Genomic DNA, 18,135 nt, shown 5'->3' with positions numbered 1-18,135 from the left:
TACACTGATAGTTATGCAACAGTGAATAAAGCTGTGCTGTGGCTGGTCATTGTCCAAAACAGGTCCAGCTCGACAACTAACAGCCCGGCCCGCATGTCAGCGGACCACACCCGCGAGGAGCACCACGTGGCATTTGAAAACGTCGCCGATGTAGTTAAGTACATCAAGGACGAGAACGTCGAATTTCTTGATATTCGATTTACCGACGTTCCAGGCACGGAGCACCACCTGTCCATCCCGGCAAGCATGTTTGATGAAGAAGCAGCTGAAGCAGGTCTCGCATTCGACGGCTCCTCTATTCGTGGCTTCACCACCATTGAAGAATCCGACATGAACCTGTTGCCAGACGTGGCAACCGCGATGATCGACCCATTCCGTCCTGCCAAGACGCTGAACATGAAGTTCTTCGTCCACGATCCGTTTACCCGTGAGCCGTTCTCCCGCGACCCACGCAACGTCGCTCGCAAGGCTGAAGAGTACCTTGCCTCCACCGGCATCGCCGACACCTGTTTCTTCGGTGCCGAAGCCGAGTTCTACCTCTTCGATTCCGTCCGTTTCCACGCTGATGTAAACGCTGCCTTCTACGAGCTCGACTCTGACGAAGGCTGGTGGAACCGTGGCGAGGAATTCAACCTGGATGGTTCCCGCAACGTCGCTTACAAGAACCGCACCAAGGGTGGCTACTTCCCGAACGCTCCTTACGACGGCGCCGTGGACATTCGCGATGAAATGGTCCGCCGCATGCGCGAGGCTGGCTTCGATGTCGAGCGTTTCCACCACGAATGTGGCCAGGGCCAGCAGGAAATCAACTACAAGTTCAATACCCTGCTGCACGCCGCTGACGATCTGCAGACCTTCAAGTACATCGTGAAGCAGGTCGCCAGGTCTAACGGCAAGGCCGCTACCTTCATGCCTAAGCCACTTGCCGGTGACGCTGGCTCCGGCATGCACGCCCACCAGTCCCTGTGGAAGGATGGCAAGCCACTCTTCCACGACGAGAATGGCTACGCTGGCCTATCCGACATGGCCCGTTACTACATCGGCGGCATCCTGCACCACGCTGGCGCCGTGTTGGCCTTCACCAACCCGACCTTGAACTCTTACCACCGCCTGGTCCCAGGTTACGAGGCCCCGATCAACCTCGTGTACTCGCAGCGCAACCGCTCCGCTGCGATCCGCATCCCGATCACCGGTTCCAACCCAAAGGCCAAGCGCATCGAGTTCCGCGCGCCGGACCCATCAGGCAACCCATACTTCGGCTTTGCTGCCATGATGATGGCCGGCCTCGACGGCATCAAGAACCGCATCGAGCCACACGCACCAGTGGACAAGGACCTCTACGAGCTTCCACCAGAGGAAGCAAAGTCCATCCCAACCGCGCCTACCTCCCTGGAAGCATCGCTCGAGGCGCTTGCCGACGACCATGACTTCCTCACCGAAGGCGGCGTCTTCACCGAGGACTTGATCGACACGTACATCAAGTTCAAGTACGACAAAGAGATCGTCCCGAACCGTACCCGCCCTAACCCGCAGGAATTCGAGATGTACTTCGATTGCTAGTTAGCAATCTAGTTTGAGCCCGCGTCCGCCTCGGATGCGGGCTTTTCCTATTGCCCCGAAGGTATTGTCGGACTCATGTTGTCTCTCTACGAGGAATTTCCCGACGATCCAAAGATCAAATCGCTTCTGTCCGGTGAGCCGGTTGAGTTTGCCTTCATCGCGTCAGTCACTCCTGGCAGGGGAGATTATCCACTGCGCTATTCCCCACCGGAGAAACGGGTGAGAGGAGTCTTCCACTACGGCATTGCCGCACGAATTTTGCCGGACGGTGAAGTTTTAGACTCCAGCGTTTTCTTCCTCTACCCCGAGTGGTACGAAGCGGATGCTACGTCGGCTAGCGTTGATCGACGCGAAATGGAGCAGTTAGAGCCATTCAAGGTGTATCGGGCCCGGGGTACCTACTATCAGACGACGATCGCGATCCAGCATCGCTTCAACATCCATGAGTTGCTCCCGGCAGAGGATGATCCCGAGCTTGACGCGCTCGCAGAGGCAGTCGCACGGCCGGTTGTGCTTGAGGGTCCGTTCGGAGCAATGACATTTAATCGCCAGCTGTCATGTTTCGAGGCCCGAGACGAAGAGCTTGGTGTCGACATCGCCCTGGACTACTCGCGTGACAAACTACTCATCGCTGGCAAAGGCAACCTCCGGAAGAGTTTTGCCTCCGGCCTGAAATTCTTGGAGCACGTCTACTCGGCCGAATTTCTAGAGAGCGCACGAGTCTTCGCGAGTGAGGCAATGCTGCGAAAAGCCAATCACTGGCGCGATGATGTCGCCGAAGCCGAAAGTCGCCCCACTCCAGCCCCGCTGTGGACTTCGCAGGACGTTTACGACCGAATTAGTCCACGGTGCGTCACCATACCTAGCCGAGGCAACGTCAGCGTTGAGTTCGACGATGGGTATTTGTTCGGCGGGCACCCCATAGAGGTCTTCGCAACGCGGTCTGGTGAACCAAAAAAGGCTGAGATGTGAGCGGTGCGACGACCAAAATCGACCAGAATTGCGATCCAAGACCCCTCTCAGGCCAGTTTTTAGCATTGTTGCTATCCAGTTATCTAAATGGGTGCGATTGATAAAAATCCCCACCTGAGAGCGAGAAAACTGAAAATTACCAAAAGATAACGGGAACGGAAAATGCCTGGTGGCCGGTGGCGTCGAGAAGCGCAAATGTTGGCACGGCCGGCAACGGCGCGCTTAACGTGGGTCTCACCGGTCGGGAACACACCGACTGCCGAAAGCAAGATGACTAGAAAGGAAATATCGAAAATGACTAACAAGAACATTCGAGACCTGTTCAATGCAACTGCTTTTGACAACTCCGGCGAGAAGCTCGGTGGCGTTAAGGAGATCTTCGTTGATGACAACTCCGGTCAGCCAACGTTCGTAGAGGTCGGCCACGGCCTGTTCGGAATGGCATCCTCCATCGTGCCACTTCGCGGCCACACCTTTAACGGCGACGACCTGAAGCTGGCCTTCTCCAAGGATCGCATCAAGGACGCACCAAACCTGGATGTCAACAACGCCCTGACCCCATCCGATCAGAACCGCGTCTACGAGCACTTCGGTCTCACCGGTACAACCGACACCGAGCGTTACGAGTCCGGCGCTGGCTTTGCAGGCACCGGTGCTGCTGCTCACGATGACCGTCACCGCGATCTGCACCGCGACGGCGACCGTGACTTCGATCGCGATGCTGACCTGGACCGCGACCGTCGCGACCTGACGGACATCGACGGCGACCGCGATTCCCTGGTTCGTTCCGAGGAGCGCCTGACCGTAGACAAGGAAAACGTCCAGACCGGCGAGGCACGCCTGCGCAAGTACGTGGTCGAGGACACCGAGACCATCGAGGTTCCAGTCACCCGTGAAGAGGTTCGCGTCGAGCGCACCCCAATCGACGGCGACTCCCACAAGGGTGGCATTCGTGGCGCAGGCATCGGCGAAGAGGAAGCATCCGTCACACTGCACGAGGAGCGCGTCACCGTGAACAAGGAGACAGTTCCAGTAGAAGAGGTACGCTTGGAGAAGGACACCGTCCGGGACACCGAGACTGTCTCCGAAGAAATCCGCAAGGAAAAGATCGAGGTTGACGGCGTCGAGACCGACCGCGACCTCAACCGCCGCCGCTAATTCACCGCAAAGAGGTAACTATCATGTCCGACTCCCCATTTGGCGACCGTAACCCGCCGCGTTCGTTCGACCCAGAGCAGTCCAACGGCGAGAACGCCCCAGAAAACTCTGGCGATCTCCAAGACAAGGCCGCCGAGAAGGTTTCCGAGGCAGAGCGTCGAGCACGCATCACCTCCCCGGAATCCGAGGGCGATCGTGGCTTTGAAGTTAAGCGCGAGTTCGGCCGCGAAGTAAAGTAGCTTCTACCTCTGAAAGCCGGACCCAGTTCTTACTGGGTCCGGCTTTCAGTATTTCCGCCCCTTAGCGTGTTACCGGGACATCAGTAATGAGAGTCATGGTGGGCACGCCACCAGGCATCGTGAGCTCTCCCAGCAGTTTCCGGGAAGCGCAACACGCCGCATCTTTTTCCGCGTAACCGAGCCACTGGACTCGGATGCTGTCCTCATCCCATTGGAAAGCCTGGATGTGGTGGCGAGCTGGACTATAGCCACTCACGTCTTTCCATCCAGTGAAGTCCGTGAGATAGTTCAGATCATTGTCGTAAATCAGGAGATTGTCGGGCCAGCCCGCCGCGCCACCGCCATCACAGTTGTACACGATGACTGCCTCATCCCGGCCATCGCCGTTAATGTCGGTGTAGGCACCCTTAGGCGCGCCACTTTCGTCCCGCGCAAGCTGAGCGTAATTCGACACGGTGCGAGCACTGGCCGGGAGCTCGCCGTTCACCAGATTCGCTGCCTGGTTACCGCACAGCGATGGAACCCACAGCGTCTCCAGGGCTTCGACGGGAATGATCTTGTTCTTTGGGGCGGCAGCCACCGCTGACGTAGCGGCAGTTGATGGGCTCGGAGCCCGACTTGTGTCAGCTGGAGCCGGCTGCATAATGGTTTCGGTTTCGTAGATGGTCACCACCGGTGGTTGCTCTTCAGCCTTGGAACAGGCAACCAACAGCAAGGGAACGAGAACGACTGCACTTAATTTCCGATTCATACTCCTTAATCTAAAGGACTGCGCTGTGGCATGCTGGAGATCATGACGGAAGCGAAGTTGCGACAGCTCGAGTACCGCTATGGCTTGCAACGAGTTGAGATTCACGACCCCGGAATGTCCGCTGAAGTGTGGGCGTTTCGCCACCGTGATGCCAGCGGAACTCAGTTGGTTACTGTCTGCACCGTTGATCAACCCCAAGATTTCTCCATCACCGGATTCGAAGCGGATCTTGGCGCGCTGGTCGCTCTGCTGCGCACCGTACTTAACCGAGCAGACGGTCCATGGCTTCCTGGCCGCGTGTGGCTCAATGACCAGCCCCTTTTGCTGGACACCAAGATTCAGGGCTTGGTAGTCGGTGACGGGGACTGGGCAGAGGTTTTCCCCCTCACCGAAGTGGAAGCCAACGTGGTGGCTCGGGAAACCCTCAGCGCTATCTCCATAATCAAGAGCCGCGCCCCCGACGCTTTCCATGACCTCTTCAGGAAAAATGCATTTCCCGACGTCACCGATGACCAGCTCGCCAAAATAAAGGTCTTCACGTCCAAGCAGGCTGATAGTGCCCCGCTGCGCAGGATCAAGGCACTGTCTTATCACCGGTTTGCGGCGTTCACCAACGAAGAACCCGAAGGCTATCTGGAGGATCCCGACAACTTCGAGGTAAAGACCGCCCTAGAGTTGCTTCCGCGGCTTCACGGCAGTCGCCTTTTCTTCCAAGGAGAAGCTCCGGGAGAACAGCTGAGCTTCGGGCACAAAGGTTGGGAGTATTCGGTAACCTAAAGGGCTATGAGACGTGTCACTGCCATCCTATTGATCCCTGCCCTGCTCCTTGCAGCATGTGGAAAGAAGGAACAGGACGATGTGAGCGCCCCGGCGCCGGAGACGTCGATAAGCACTTCTACCACCGCAACCCCCACCCCGACCAAGATGGAAAATCAAAGCCCGCCCCCAGCCACCGTCGGCGGCTTTGAGATGGACGGGCCAGCACCGGTCGTGGGGGCGCAGTTCGCGTCGATGCCCTACGAGCTGCCGCTGAATCCCGCGGGACCACAGGAGTCGATGGTGCGGTGGGTCGAGGGTTGGGGTCAAAACCCGAGCACCGTTGAGCAAGGCACGATGTATGTGTTGGGCCACGCGTGGGGCCAACAGAAACTAGTGTTCAACTCGATCTCGGAGGTCGTCACGGCGGCGGTCAATCTCAATGAGCCACCGCAGCAGGTGCCCGCGGCGTCAGGCGGCACGGTGGGTCGCTACGCCTCGGACGTGCTCAATGGGTCACGAATCACGATGAAAGACGCCGCTGGTAACGAGCGGGTGTGGATCGTGGACAACGCATGGCTGGTGGACAAGTACGACGCCATCGAGGATGCCGAGCTGATGAACGAAAATGACAAAGGCCGGATCATTCTGATCGCCTGCTCGGTGTCTGGAACTCAAGATCTAGGCTACAACGTGATTGTTTCGGGTCACCTTGCTTAACGATCCACGCAAGCGCCTCACCCGGACAGCAATCATCGTCTGGGCAGCCGCTGTCGCCGTTTACATCGTCGCCATCGCTGGACGCACGTCGATGGGTGTCGCCGGTGTCGATGCCACCCATCACTTTGGCATCGATGCTTCCCAGCTGGCGGTGTTCACTTCCGTGCAGGTCGGAGTGTATGCGCTCGTGCAGATTCCGACGGGCATCCTCATTGACCGCTTCGGCGCCCGCCGACTCCTTTTCGCCGGAGCGGTGGTGATGGCGATTGGGCAGCTCATCCTGGGCCTGACCAGTGCTTATCCCGTCGCGATCGGCGCGCGCATCCTCATCGGCGCCGGCGATGCCACCGCGTTCCTCTCGCTCATGCGCATCCTGCCGTTCTGGTTCCCACTCAAACACACGCCACTGTTTGCCCAGCTCAGCGCGGCTCTCGGCCAGCTGGGACAGTTCCTGTCAGCAGTCCCGTTCCTCGCAATCCTCGGGGTACACGGCTGGCGTGCGGCGTTTCTGTCCCTCGGTGCGGTCGGCGTGCTGGTTGCGATCGCCGCCAACATCGCGATTAAGGACAGCCCGCACGAGCAGCGTCGCGCCCGCACCACACCGCTTATCGACGTCCTTCGCCGCCCCGTCTGCTGGATGGGTTTTTTCAATCACGGCGCTATGCTGATGCCGCTGATCGTCTTCAACTTGCTCTGGGGTATGCCTACCATGACGTTGGGGATGGGTCTTACCCCGGCCAATGCGGCTTCCGTGCTGGTGATCAATACCATCGCTACAGTGCTGGCCGGGCCCTTGCACGGCATCCTGTCGGCCCACGCGGGGCGCAAGCGGGAGTTGGTGTCGCTCGGCTTCACCGTGTTTTTGTTTGTCCTGATGGCCGGGTTCTTCTTCAGCGCCGAGCCTCGTGGCTTCCTGGCGGTGGCCATCATCGCCGGGTTCCTCGGTTTCCTCGGCCCCGCATCGAACTATGGTTTCGACACGGTACGCGAAACGCTGCCCCATGAAGTGGTGACGACGGGCACCGGGCTCGCGAACATGGGCGGCTTCCTTGCCGCGATGCTCGCTGCGCAAGGCGTAGGCGTCATCCTGAACCAGGTCTCAGACAGCGTCTGGACCTGGTCGGACTTCCGCATCGCCTGGATCGCAGTGTTCGTCGTCTGGAGTCTGGCGATCGTCGGCTTAGTGCTTAGCCGTGCTGCCTACCTGCGGTCGAGTCCTTAGTCTCAGCATGCTTACCTAGTCCCTTGTTCTTCAGATCCTGTGGGGCGAGGAGGCCGGCATCAAAAGCCTTGAGCACCGATTCCTTGTCGGACTCAGTCAACGTGCCCGCGGCCACAGCGTCATCAATGCGGGTTTCTAGGTTGCTGCGCATGGCGGCCTGGTGATCGGCGTGCATCTCCCCCATGGCAGTCGTCACGGTGGCCACGTCGATGCCCAGTGCATCGGCGAGTGCCTGTTCGCGGTCGCCGTTGGTGCCGTGAGCTGATTTCATCGCATCGCGCAACTGGTCTTCAGTTACGCCCAGCTTTTCTGCCAGGGATGACATTCCCTTTTGTCCTTTGGCTTCGTGTTGCTTGGCGACAGCGGTTGGCGCTGGGGTGGCATCATCTGTTGCGGCGTAGGCGACGCCGCCGCCCAGAAGGGCCAAGCTGATGGCAGCGGATGAGATGAGTGCTTTGTTACGCATGATGCGTGCTCCTTGTACCTCGTGGAAATTGGGGACAACTCTTATTCCACTGCGGCACGATCAAACGGTGATGCTAACGAGCACAAAAGAAACCATTAATGGCTTTGGGGTTGCTGCCAAAGCTGGAAAATTAGGGGCGACGCTGCGAGTTCTTTGTAATCAAGGTATCAAAAAGCCCACGCACGGCTTCCTCGCTCAATACCTGGCGCACGGTGTCCCGTACTGCATCCGCACCAGATGGGGTCACCGGCTCTGCATCAACCACCTCTGGGCGAACGACATCGCCAAACTCAAGCGATAAGGTATCCCCCGCTACTTTTAGTTCAGTATCGGGGCTCACCCCGGCTGCTTGAGCTGCATCAACAAGCGCCGCGAGCTCGGCCAGAGTCGCTGAGCTCAGGTCCAAAGACATAGAAATTCCCATGCCCCCACCCTAATCCAGGTGCGAGTCGAGCGCCGGTTCTCCCCAGAAGACCTCGTCCACCACGGCACGTGCCCGGCGCGTGACCTTCAGGTAGTAATCGAGGAACTCCTGCGATTGCCAACGCCCCCACCCGGCTGCACCCGCCACGGCGGCCAAATGCGGGCCGGAGGGCGGTATCTCGTCGGTGCGGCGGCCGCGAATGAGCACGAGGGCGTTGCGCACTTTGGTCGCAGTCAGCCACGCTGTGCGAAGGGTATCGACTTTCCATGCGTCGATAAGCTCGTGGCTCTCGATTACATCCAACGCCTCCAACGTGGACGCCGTGCGTAGCTCCGGCACCTCGTGGGAGTGCATCATGGTGAGCAGCTGCACGGTCCATTCGATGTCGGTGAGGCCACCGCGCCCCAGCTTGGTGTGCATGTTGCGGTCTGCGCCACGCGGCAGGCGCTCATTATCGACGCGGGCCTTCATTCGGCGCACCTCCTGCACCGTCTTGGCCGACGCACCCTGCGCTGGGTAGCGGAATCGCTCGATCATGGCGATGAAAGCCTTGCCGAGTTGCTCATCACCAGCGATATATTCGGCGCGCAGCAAAGCCTGCACCTCCCAGGTTTCCCCCCAACGCTCGTAGTACTGCTCGTAGGATTCCATGGTGCGCACCACCGCACCCGAACGCCCCTCTGGCCGCAGCCCCAAATCAACTTCGAGCTCAGGGTCTTGTGATGGCTTAGCCAATCGGGAGCGCACGCGATCGCACACGCCGATTGCCCATTTCACGGCCTCGTTCTCCTCGGTGCCGGCGTGTGGCTGGCATACAAACATCACGTCAGCATCGGAGCCGAAGCCCAGCTCCTGTCCGCCGAGACGCCCCATGCCGATCACCGCGATACGCGCCGGAGCTTCCTCACCTTCCGGAGTCGAGGCAGCAATCTCTGCATTGAAGGCAGCGTCGAGCACCGCGTCCCACACGCGAGACAGGCTCACGCATACTTCTTTCACATCCATTAGTCCCAGGAGATCGGATACTGCGATGCGGGTGAGCTCCACGCGTCGCAGGCTGCGAGCAACCTTTACGGCCTTGTCTGGGTCTGGATGCCTGGATGCGGCGGCGACCAGCGAGGTAGAGACAGTGTCCGGATCTGTCTGCAGCAGCATCGGCCCGTTCGCGCCATCGCGCAGCAACTGCACTGCATCAGGTGTGGCAAGGATCAAATCCGAGATATACGGTGAGGTGCCCAGGACGTGCATGAGTCGCTGGCCCACGATGCCTTCATCGCGCAGCATACGCAGGAACCACTGGCGATCCAGCGCGGCGTCGGAAAGCTTGCGGTAGCCAAGCAAACCCGCGTCTGGATCTGGAGTTTCGGCGAGCCAGCCCATGAGGGTCGGTAGCAGCATGGCCTGGATCTTCGCCTTGCGGGACTTGCCCGATGCCAGGGCCGTGAGGTGCTCGTAGGCGCGGTCCGGGAACTGGTAGTTCAGGGCGGCCAGCTGGCGTTTTGCGGCCTCCGGGGACAGTCGCAACGTGTCCACGGACAGTGCAGCCACGGACTCGAGGAGCGGGCGGTAGAACAGCTTGGAGTGCAGACCCGAAATGTCCATGCGGACCTTGCGGAATTCCTCCGTGAGGATTTCGCTACTGCGCTGCGCACCGGTGCTCACCGTGCCGGTGGTCCGGGCCAGCCAACGCAGGCTTTGCGAGTCCTCCTCCGGTGGCATGGTGTGGGTGCGTCGCAGCTTTTGCAGTTGGAGCCGGTGTTCTAGGAGGCGGAGGTACTCGTAGTCTTCGATCAGGATCCGGCCGTCTTCTCTACCCACATATCCAGCGGCGACAAGTGCGTCCAGCGCACGGATGGTGGATTTCGCCCGCAGCGTTTCATCACTGCGGCCATGCACCAACTGGAGCAGTTGGACGGCGAACTCGACATCGCGCAAACCACCGATGCCCAGCTTAAGCTCACGTTCCCGCAGGTCAGATGGAACATTTTCGATCACCCGGCGTCGCATCGCCTGGACATCGCTCACGAAGCTATCCCGTTCGGAGGCGACCCACACCATGGGATCCAGCGCCTCGATGTACTGCTGCCCCAGCGGGAGGTAACCCGTCATCGGGCGCGCCTTAAGCAAGGCCTGGAACTCCCAGGTGTGTGCCCAGCGCTTGTAATAGGTGACATGGGATTCCAGGGTGCGCACGAGTGCACCCGCCTTACCCTCCGGTCGTAGGGCCGCGTCAACCTCGAAGAAGGCTTTGGAACCAATGCGCATCAGTTCGGCCGCAACCTTGGTCGCCTTGGTATCTGCAGGCTCGGCAATGAAAATGACGTCCACGTCAGAGATGTAATTCAGTTCGCGCGCACCGCACTTGCCCATGGCCATTACCGCTAGTTGAGCCGGAGCATCATCGCCGTAGACAGTCCGAACCGCCACTGCCAGGGCAGCGGTGAGCGCGGCATCAGCCAGGCCGGCCAGCAGCTCAACGACGACGGTAAACGGCACCTCTGGCTGGCCAGGACGCCGCGAATTGCCCGGATACGTACCAGCCACATCATGCGCGGCGATTCGCATGATCAGGCTCCGATATTCCACCTGCATCTGGCGTTCCACGTCCAGCCCCGACTCCGCGGCGACATACGTACCGGGCGTGCTCAGATCCGGCGTCGCGGTATCGCCCGCCAGCCCTGCGGGCTTTGCCGACACACAGCCAAGCATCGCCTGCAGCAGTTCAGCTGAGGTTGGCAGTGGCAACGTCAGCAGTTCCCACGTCTCCGGGTTGGCCACCAGATGGTCCCCCAGCGTCGAGGAAGCACCCAGTAGTGCAAACAAGCGGACGCGGAAGGCCAAGTCGGAGCGGACTGTGGCGTCGAAAAGCTGCCATTGACCGGCCTCCCGAAGCGCAGCTTGCAGGCGCACCAGGTTGTTGAGTGCGAGGTCGCCATCGCCTGCACCAGACAGCGCCCACAGCACGTCGAGTGAGTCGGCGTTGTACCAGCCGAGCAGTTCGAGGTCAGCTTCGGCGGTGGCGGCGTGCAAACTGAGCGCGCCTGGGGTCGGGAGGCTGGATCGGGAGGAACGGGGGCTGGACAAGGTGGTCTCCTTTAATAGCCGAGATCGGTGCGCAGCTCCCACGGGGTGACCTGCGCCTGATAGTCACGGCACTCACGCCACTTATTGCGCAGGAATACCTCAAAGACGTGCTCGCCGAGCGCGTCCGCCACCAACTCAGACTTCTCCATCAGCGCCAAAGCTTGATCCAGGCTCTGTGGCAGATCCACGTATCCCATGGCCAAGCGTTCGCGGCGGGTGAGGAGCGAAATATCATCTTCTGCTGGATCGGGAAGATCGTAGCCTTCCTTAATTCCCTTCAGACCAGCCGCGAGGAGAACCGAGTAGGCGAGGTACGGATTCGCCGAAGAATCCAGGCTGCGGATCTCGATGCGACGGGACCGAATCTTGCCCGGACTATAGGTAGGAACGCGCACCATTGCGGAGCGATTAGACAGCCCCCACGTGGCGGCAGTCGGGGCCTCGTTGCCAAACTGCAACCGCTTGTAAGAATTCACAAACTGGTTGGTCACCGCCGAGATCTCGGGCGCATGATGCAGGATGCCGGCAATAAACTGCTTTGCCGTGCGAGACAGGTTGTATTCGTCATCTGGATCGTGGAAGGCATTCGAATCGCCTTCCCAGAGGGACATGTGCGAGTGCATCGCCGAACCCGCATGCTCCTGGTACGGCTTCGGCATGAACGTGGCGTACACCCCGTTGCGCCGAGCAACTTCCTTGATCAGGTAGCGGAAGGTCATGATGTGATCTGACATGGTCAGTGCATCCGCGTAACGCAGATCGATTTCCTGCTGGCCCGGGCCGATTTCATGGTGGGAGAACTCCACAGAAATGCCCATGGCTTCCAGCGCTGCGATGGCATCGCGGCGGAAGTGCGGTGCCTCGTCGTGCATGGCTTGGTCGAAGTAACCGCCCACATCTGTCGGCTGTGGGGCCGAGCCATCGGTAGGCAAGTTTTTGGTCAGGTAGAACTCAATTTCTGGGTGAATGTTGCAGGTGAAGCCCTCTTTGGCCGCAGCATCCAGCTGGCGGCGCAGCACCTGACGGGGATCTGCCCAGCTCGGCTCGCCACCCGGCATAGTGATATCGCAGAACATGCGGGCCGAATGCGGCTCCGAGTCATCGTGCTCGAACGGCAGCACCTGGAAAGTGGAGGGGTCAGGGCGAGCCACAGTGTCGGCTTCCGAGACGCGCGAGAACCCCTCGATGGCGGATCCATCGAAGCCAATCCCCTCTTCAAACGCTGACTCGATCTCGGCCGGAACCACGGCCACCGATTTGAGGTATCCGAGAATATCTGTGAACCACAGTCGGATGTACCTGATGTCGCGCTCTTCCAGTGCCCGGAGCACGAATTCCTGTTGGCTATTCATATGTACAACAGTACTTTTCTTCCGGCCCCTACCGCAGGGGCATTGGGTATTACCACCTGTCCGGGTTGTCCGATACTCTGGTTGGTGACATAACCTGCGCGTTTTTTCTGAAGTTCGCGCCGTGAAAGGTAGGTAATAATGAGTAAGTCCACTACCCCGCTAACCCGAGCACTGGAGGTCGAACTCAAGTTCGCCACCTCTCCGACCACTGAAGTGCCGGAACTTAGCTCCATCGTTGGCATCGACACCGTCGCATCCACCGTGGTGCACTCGCTGTCGGCCCGCTACTACGACACCGCCGACCTGCGCCTGACCCGCGCCAAGATCACCCTGCGCCGCCGCACTGGTGGCAAGGACGAAGGATGGCACATCAAGCTGCCGTCCGACAAGGGCCGCATCGAAATCGGCGCCCCGCTTTCCGACGACGCACCGCAAGAAATCCTCGATCCGGTACGCGCCATCATCCGCGACCTGCCACTCCAGGTCATCGCCCAGGTAGACAACGAGCGCCACGAGCACGCGCTTGCCGACGACCAAGGCACCATTTACGCCGAGTTCTGCGACGACCACGTCACTTCTTGGTCTTTGCTGCCTGCCGGTATCAAGCAGGAGTGGCGCGAATGGGAGTTGGAACTCACCCCGGCTGGACAGGAGTTTGAGCAAGCCCCTGAGCTGCTCGAATCCGCTCGCGCGGTCTTTGAGGCCGTCGGTGCCGTCCCATCCGCGAGCCCATCCAAGCTGGTCGCTGCCCTGGGCAACTCGATCAACTACGCACCCCTGCCACCTGCGATGGCGGAGCTGGATGAGGAGACGGCAGCATTTGCCGTCGTTAATGCCTTGCGGGTGAACCGCGACCGCCTCCTGGAGGTTGATCCCCAAGTCCGCCGCGATGAGTGGGACTCCGTGCACCAGATGCGTGTGGCCACCCGCGAGCTGCGCAGCCTCATGCAGACGTTTGAGGGCATCCTCACGGGCGAGGAGTACCTCAACCTGGAGGAAGAGCTTAAGCTGCTCGCCGCAACCTTGGGTATTGCCCGCGACGCCGAAGTGGTGGCGGAGCGGTTCCAGATGCTGATTGGGCTTGATGATGACAACATCATCGATGATGCTTCTGGCGAGCACCTCGCCCACGACATGCAGCGTAAGTACGAGCGCGCGCACCGGACGATCCTGAAGGTGTTGAACTCTAAGCGCTACTTCGATCTACTCGAGGGCCTAGAGAATCTGATTGTGAACCCGCCACTTGCCCCATCGGAAACCGAATCGGCATCTGTGGCGGACGTAAAGCACGAGGAAGAGGCTGCACTCTTCGAGCACCTAGTCAGCGCGTACAAGAAGCTGATGAAGCGCCATAACGTTGCCGTCACCGAGTGGGAAGAGACTGAAACCCCATTGCGCGAGCGTGAGGAGAACTTCCACAACATGCGCAAGGCGGCCAAGAAGCTGCGCTACTCCGCTGATGCTGTCGGCCGCGCCACAGGACTTAAGACGAAGGACCTGTACGCAGCCTGCAAGACCATGCAGTCGGTGCTTGGCGACTTCCAGGACTCCGTCACCTCTCGCGACGAGCTGCTCGCGCTGGCGGAATCCGCCCGCAAGCATGGTGAAGACACTTTCGCCTACGGCGTTCTTTACCAGCGTGAACGTGAGATTGGCATGGAAGCGCTCCGCGGGTACAACGAAGCTGCCAAGGACATCGAAGAGGCATACAAGAAGCTCTCGAAGTCAATGAAGAAGGAAGCCGCGCGTGTGGCAGCCAAATCTCAAAAGGCAAGTGACGCTAAGGACAATTAGTCCTTAGCGTCGGTTGCCAAACTGGTGGCTAGGCCATTTCCAGCTATGTGAAACCGGCTATTCGGGGCAAAATCTCTCAGACTAGCCCGAATCTAGGCAAATCTCCCTTGTTTTGCCCCGAATAGCCGGTTTCACATAGCCGGTTTTAGATTAAGCCCGCCCCAACGGCGCTACTTATCCCAGGCTGGCTTTACGCCCCAGTCGTCGTCCTTCTCGTCATAATTGTCAGCGGCCTTGGTGCGCTCAGCAGCCACAGCCAGTGCCGATGCGGCCTCTTCGCGACTGTCATATGGGCCCATTCGCTCGTCCCAGCCACCTTCAGGCCCTTGAGTGACCTCGCCGGTAGTGGGATTGTAGTACCACTTCAGATCTTCCTTATCCATGGTTTCCTCCTTTAGTGTGGGTACCTCCACGCTACTGGAACTTTTCCACCAAAACGGCGCTGAAAAAGGCTGGGTGGGTAAAGTAGATGCGACTGTTATAGAACCCGCTCAAGGAGTCTTGATTTTCATGCCGGTGTGGCTACACCCTGATGCCCAATTAATTGATCGCGTCGCCGAGTTACATCAGCAGTCTTACGATTCCACCGTGCCGAGGACTGCTGTTTCCCCTGCTACGTGGAATTTCTTGGGCGAGCACACCGATCACGTCGGTGGCTTAGTTATCAACGCGACGGCCCCACTACACGTCGCGGTGGCCGCGAGCCCGCGCGAAGATGACACCATCATGGTGACCACGCACGAGCTGGATGTCGACGGTGACGTTCAATCGTTCACCGACAGCGTCACCCTCTATGAGGTGTCCCAGTGCGCCGCGCAATTGCAGCACGGCGGCTCTGATGCCTCACCGTCACTGACGCTCGGTGGCCCTGGAGTTCGCCTCGCAGGTGTCGTCTGGTCGATGGTGAATCGTCAGTACTTGAGTCGTGATACCAAGGGCTTCAACATCACCGTTGTATCGGAGATTCCAGCGCGGGTCGGTTTGGGTGATGAAGTGGCCGCCGAGGTTGCCTTCGCGTCGATCCTTGCCGAAAGCTCCGAACACAAACTTGACGCTCCTCTCAAAGCGCGACTCGCCGAAATCTGCGCCAGCTCTGCGCAACTCTTTTCCGCGGTGCCGTCGTTCCGGGCGCGCTACACCGCGGCGCTGCGCGGGTCTGAGGATGCCTTCAACATCGTGGATTATGCTGACGGTTCTGTCACCCACGCGCCTATGCTTCGCGACGCCACCGACTACGCCAGCTTCCTCGTAGCACTACCCCACGACGAGCCGGTAACCGATATCGCCGAGCGCAAGCGGTTCGTCGACGAGGCTGCGGCTGCATTCGGTGTGGACTACCTGCGCCGACTTCCTGATGCTACGCAGCGCGTGACGCAGTGGCTGACGGCGATGCACAAGGCGAATGAGGCGGACGACTACCCCGGTCTTGAAGAGGCCCACCGCTGGCTTTCCTTCTTCGAGCGGGAGACGGAACGCGCAACTAAAGCATCAATGGTGCTGCGCGCCCGCAAGGCAAAGGAAGCGTTGTCGCTGGTCGGGGATTCACAGCGAGATCTAGAATCCTTGTATCAGGTGGTGCCGGAAAAGGAAACTGCGCTGGCGAACCTGTGTCTTGCGCGGGGCGCTTTGGCAGTACGCAGCGCAGCGGCCCGCCTGGCCGGCGCGGTCATCGTGCACGCTGAGGCCAAGAAGTCTACTAATCTGATCTCCGATTTGGCGGCCGACGGCTTCACCGTGGTCCCCCTGCGCGGCTGCTAGGCGGGCCAGGTAAAGGTTACGGTCCGCTTTTCAATGTCAGCATCTTCCAGACGCACCGTGACCTCGATGGCTTCCTCCGGGCTGCCAGCACAACCGCACAGCATCGGTGGCTCACTGATGAAGATGCGGGACTTATTCTGCTCCGGCATGGACGCGAGCACGATCGCTGGAAAAGTGTCGCCGACATAAGGGGTAAGCACTGTTGCCTCGGTGAGCCGCAGGCATGCACGATCGACATTGCTGGCAAGCGCAGTGGTGCGTCGCATGGATTCCGCGATGTCGTCGAACCGGGAGCTCGCCCATTCCGGCACAGGCGTGCCCGCTGCGATGGCGAGGCAGGTTTCGGTGGCGAATCGGTCCACTAGGCGTCGCAGGGGTGCGGTGACGTGCGCATAGAAACCGCCGACTCCCGCGTGAACGTCGTCTTTCGAAGGAGCACCGGCAAGGACGTCGTAGTCAGCTCCGCGGAGCAGCTTTTGAGCTTCCCGCATCACCGCCATGCCGGGCAGCGTGGTGACATCTAGGCTCGCGATAAACTCACCCACTGGTTGACGACCGGGTTTAAAGTTGAAGCCCAGCGCCTGCGCCTCTATCGCAAATTCCTTGAGAGCTTTAGGCATCGCCGGCCCCAGGGTGCGCAGCACACCAATACCCGCCGCAGCCATCATCTGCCCCGCGACCATGCCCGTGAGTAAAGAAATCTCCGAGTTCCACTCCATAACGTCCAGGCGAGGCTCGAGTTCCAGCTCATAACGACCATCATCGCGTCGGTCAACCCGCTGGCTCGGCAGGCGCAGGTTCACCGCGCTGCGCCTCAGTGCGCTCGCCTGACGCAGCTTGCCGACGTCCGGAAGCAAGCTCACCGATGGGTGCAACCTGCCCGCCTCCAGGTCAGCCTGCACGCCGTCATAGTCGAGGCGGGCCCGACTGCGCACGACGACGCGTTCTACGGACGAATCCGTCACTTCGCCGTTGGCATCGAGGTCGAAGGTCCACAGGACTGCGGGGCGATCGACGTCGGGAAGCAAGCTGGCGCGTCCTTCCGAGATCTCCTCGGGGTGCAGGCGTGCGGGCTCGTCGGGAAGGTAGATCGTTTGGCCGCGTTTGAAGGATTCGGCTTCTAGGGCGGAACCCGGCGCGACGAAAGCTGCAACATCCGCGATCGCGTAAAAGACGCGGTAGCCACCATCGATCTTGGTGATGCACACTGCTTGGTCCAGATCCATCGAACCTACGGGATCGATGGTGACGAATTCGATGTCTCGGCGATCAACTCTGCCCTCCGCAAATCGATCCTGCGCGTTGGCTGCCTCCTCGTGCACCTGGGCGGTGAAATCCGTGGGCACGGAGTATTCTTCGGCGATCGGCCGGAAGTTGAGGGCGGCGGCGTAGAGTTTCATGTTTTCCCATTGTAGGGAAGATGTGGGGCGAACGAGCCAACCTATGAGCCGGATTATGTTCCCTTGCGGGTGGTAATCATCTATCTGGACGCATCGTTGCCCATGCGCCTCAAGCAGCTACCCGTGGGTTATTGGACGAGCAGCCCAACCCACGCAGCCACACCAAGCGGTGCGGCCTCTTGCCTTGCTCCCAGTGGGGTTTACCTGGCCGGCGTAGTCACCTACGTCGCCGGTGCGCTCTTACCGCACCCTTTCACCCTTACCTTCCCGGAAGAAGGCGGTCTACTCTCTGTTGCACTGTTCCCTCAGGTCGCCCTGGGTTGCCGTTAGCAACCACCGTGCTCTGTGGAGTCCGGACTTTCCTCGACGCAGGTCAGCACCTAACAAGGCCGATACATGCAGCCGCGATTACCCAGTCGGCTCGTTCGCGTCTTCCCAGTATACACTGCGGAATTCGGCTCCCGAAACGGACTTTGTCT

Annotated in this window: 16 protein-coding genes and 1 other RNA gene; 9 read left to right on the top strand and 8 right to left on the bottom strand. The window is 59.9% G+C overall.

The genetic code is table 11. The features are described 5' to 3' along the window. Window positions 1-93 precede the first annotated feature (93 nt). The 4 genes from glnA (at window position 94) to CKALI_RS03860 (ending at window position 3,929) form a co-directional block, all read left to right on the top strand. Complete coding sequence (glnA, locus tag CKALI_RS03875; protein ID WP_231580549.1) at window positions 94-1,560, top strand: type I glutamate--ammonia ligase; 1,467 nt, start codon at window positions 94-96, stop codon at window positions 1,558-1,560. Between the two features lie 75 nt (window positions 1,561-1,635). Further along, on the top strand, window positions 1,636-2,532 hold the full coding sequence (locus CKALI_RS03870; protein ID WP_156192047.1) for a DUF2262 domain-containing protein: 897 nt from the start codon (window positions 1,636-1,638) through the stop codon (window positions 2,530-2,532). Window positions 2,533-2,826: 294 nt separating this feature from the next. Continuing rightward, window positions 2,827-3,690: a PRC and DUF2382 domain-containing protein gene (locus CKALI_RS03865; protein ID WP_156192046.1), complete on the top strand. Its 864-nt coding sequence runs from the start codon at window positions 2,827-2,829 to the stop codon at window positions 3,688-3,690. Between the two features lie 23 nt (window positions 3,691-3,713). After that, entirely contained in the window at window positions 3,714-3,929 is a 216-nt protein-coding gene (locus CKALI_RS03860; protein ID WP_156192045.1) for a hypothetical protein, read from the top strand. A gap of 61 nt (window positions 3,930-3,990) precedes the next feature. Here CKALI_RS03860 and CKALI_RS03855 read toward each other — a convergent pair whose 3' ends face one another. Then, the gene (locus CKALI_RS03855) at window positions 3,991-4,680 is read right to left on the bottom strand and encodes a hypothetical protein (RefSeq protein ID WP_156192044.1); all 690 of its coding nucleotides are present in this window, start codon (window positions 4,678-4,680) and stop codon (window positions 3,991-3,993) included. A gap of 42 nt (window positions 4,681-4,722) precedes the next feature. On the opposite strand from CKALI_RS03855, the gene CKALI_RS03850 reads away from it, so the two are divergent. The 3 genes from CKALI_RS03850 to CKALI_RS03840 are packed head-to-tail and all read left to right on the top strand — an operon-like array spanning window position 4,723 to window position 7,378. Then, window positions 4,723-5,457, top strand: coding sequence for a hypothetical protein (locus tag CKALI_RS03850; protein WP_156192043.1), 735 nt, complete (start codon window positions 4,723-4,725; stop codon window positions 5,455-5,457). A 6-nt stretch (window positions 5,458-5,463) separates the two neighbouring features. After that, window positions 5,464-6,156, top strand: coding sequence for a sortase family protein (locus tag CKALI_RS03845; protein ID WP_156192042.1), 693 nt, complete (start codon window positions 5,464-5,466; stop codon window positions 6,154-6,156). Next, a complete protein-coding gene (locus CKALI_RS03840; RefSeq protein WP_231580526.1) occupies window positions 6,149-7,378 on the top strand; it encodes an MFS transporter in 1,230 nt (409 codons plus the stop codon). Before CKALI_RS03845 ends, CKALI_RS03840 begins: the two co-directional genes overlap by 8 nt. Here the strand turns inward: CKALI_RS03840 and CKALI_RS03835 are convergent. The 4 genes from CKALI_RS03835 to CKALI_RS03820 form a co-directional block, all read right to left on the bottom strand. Further along, on the bottom strand, window positions 7,344-7,844 hold the full coding sequence (locus tag CKALI_RS03835; RefSeq protein ID WP_156192040.1) for a hypothetical protein: 501 nt from the start codon (window positions 7,842-7,844) through the stop codon (window positions 7,344-7,346). The two genes, CKALI_RS03840 and CKALI_RS03835, sit on opposite strands and share 35 nt — an antisense overlap. Before the next feature lie 130 nt (window positions 7,845-7,974). Next, window positions 7,975-8,268 carry a hypothetical protein gene (locus CKALI_RS03830; RefSeq protein WP_156192039.1) on the bottom strand — a complete coding sequence of 98 codons (294 nt, stop codon included), beginning with the start codon at window positions 8,266-8,268 and terminating at the stop codon, window positions 7,975-7,977. Between the two features lie 9 nt (window positions 8,269-8,277). Further along, window positions 8,278-11,352 (bottom strand): bifunctional [glutamine synthetase] adenylyltransferase/[glutamine synthetase]-adenylyl-L-tyrosine phosphorylase, encoded by a 3,075-nt coding sequence (locus CKALI_RS03825; protein ID WP_156192038.1) that lies wholly within the window; start codon window positions 11,350-11,352, stop codon window positions 8,278-8,280. An 11-nt stretch (window positions 11,353-11,363) separates the two neighbouring features. After that, window positions 11,364-12,704 (bottom strand): glutamine synthetase family protein, encoded by a 1,341-nt coding sequence (locus tag CKALI_RS03820; protein WP_156192037.1) that lies wholly within the window; start codon window positions 12,702-12,704, stop codon window positions 11,364-11,366. A 138-nt stretch (window positions 12,705-12,842) separates the two neighbouring features. On the opposite strand from CKALI_RS03820, the gene CKALI_RS03815 reads away from it, so the two are divergent. Further along, window positions 12,843-14,498 carry a CYTH and CHAD domain-containing protein gene (locus tag CKALI_RS03815; RefSeq protein WP_156192036.1) on the top strand — a complete coding sequence of 552 codons (1,656 nt, stop codon included), beginning with the start codon at window positions 12,843-12,845 and terminating at the stop codon, window positions 14,496-14,498. 170 nt (window positions 14,499-14,668) lie between these two features. Here the strand turns inward: CKALI_RS03815 and CKALI_RS03810 are convergent, their stop codons facing one another. Continuing rightward, the gene (locus tag CKALI_RS03810) at window positions 14,669-14,881 is read right to left on the bottom strand and encodes a hypothetical protein (protein ID WP_156192035.1); all 213 of its coding nucleotides are present in this window, start codon (window positions 14,879-14,881) and stop codon (window positions 14,669-14,671) included. A gap of 127 nt (window positions 14,882-15,008) precedes the next feature. On the opposite strand from CKALI_RS03810, the gene CKALI_RS03805 reads away from it, so the two are divergent. Further along, window positions 15,009-16,256, top strand: a complete 1,248-nt coding sequence (locus CKALI_RS03805) for a galactokinase family protein (protein ID WP_197079755.1) — start codon at window positions 15,009-15,011, stop codon at window positions 16,254-16,256. Here the strand turns inward: CKALI_RS03805 and CKALI_RS03800 are convergent. Both CKALI_RS03800 and rnpB read right to left on the bottom strand, forming a co-directional pair. After that, window positions 16,253-17,656 (bottom strand): RNB domain-containing ribonuclease, encoded by a 1,404-nt coding sequence (locus tag CKALI_RS03800; protein WP_156192033.1) that lies wholly within the window; start codon window positions 17,654-17,656, stop codon window positions 16,253-16,255. The two genes, CKALI_RS03805 and CKALI_RS03800, sit on opposite strands and share 4 nt — an antisense overlap. A 28-nt stretch (window positions 17,657-17,684) precedes the next feature. Next, window positions 17,685-18,080: RNase P RNA component class A (rnpB, locus tag CKALI_RS03795), an RNA gene on the bottom strand. Between the last annotated feature and the right edge of the window lie 55 nt (window positions 18,081-18,135).

This window comes from Corynebacterium kalinowskii, assembly GCF_009734385.1.
GTDB classification, from domain to species: domain Bacteria; phylum Actinomycetota; class Actinomycetes; order Mycobacteriales; family Mycobacteriaceae; genus Corynebacterium; species Corynebacterium kalinowskii.
This window is presented reverse-complemented; position numbering and strand designations above follow the sequence as displayed.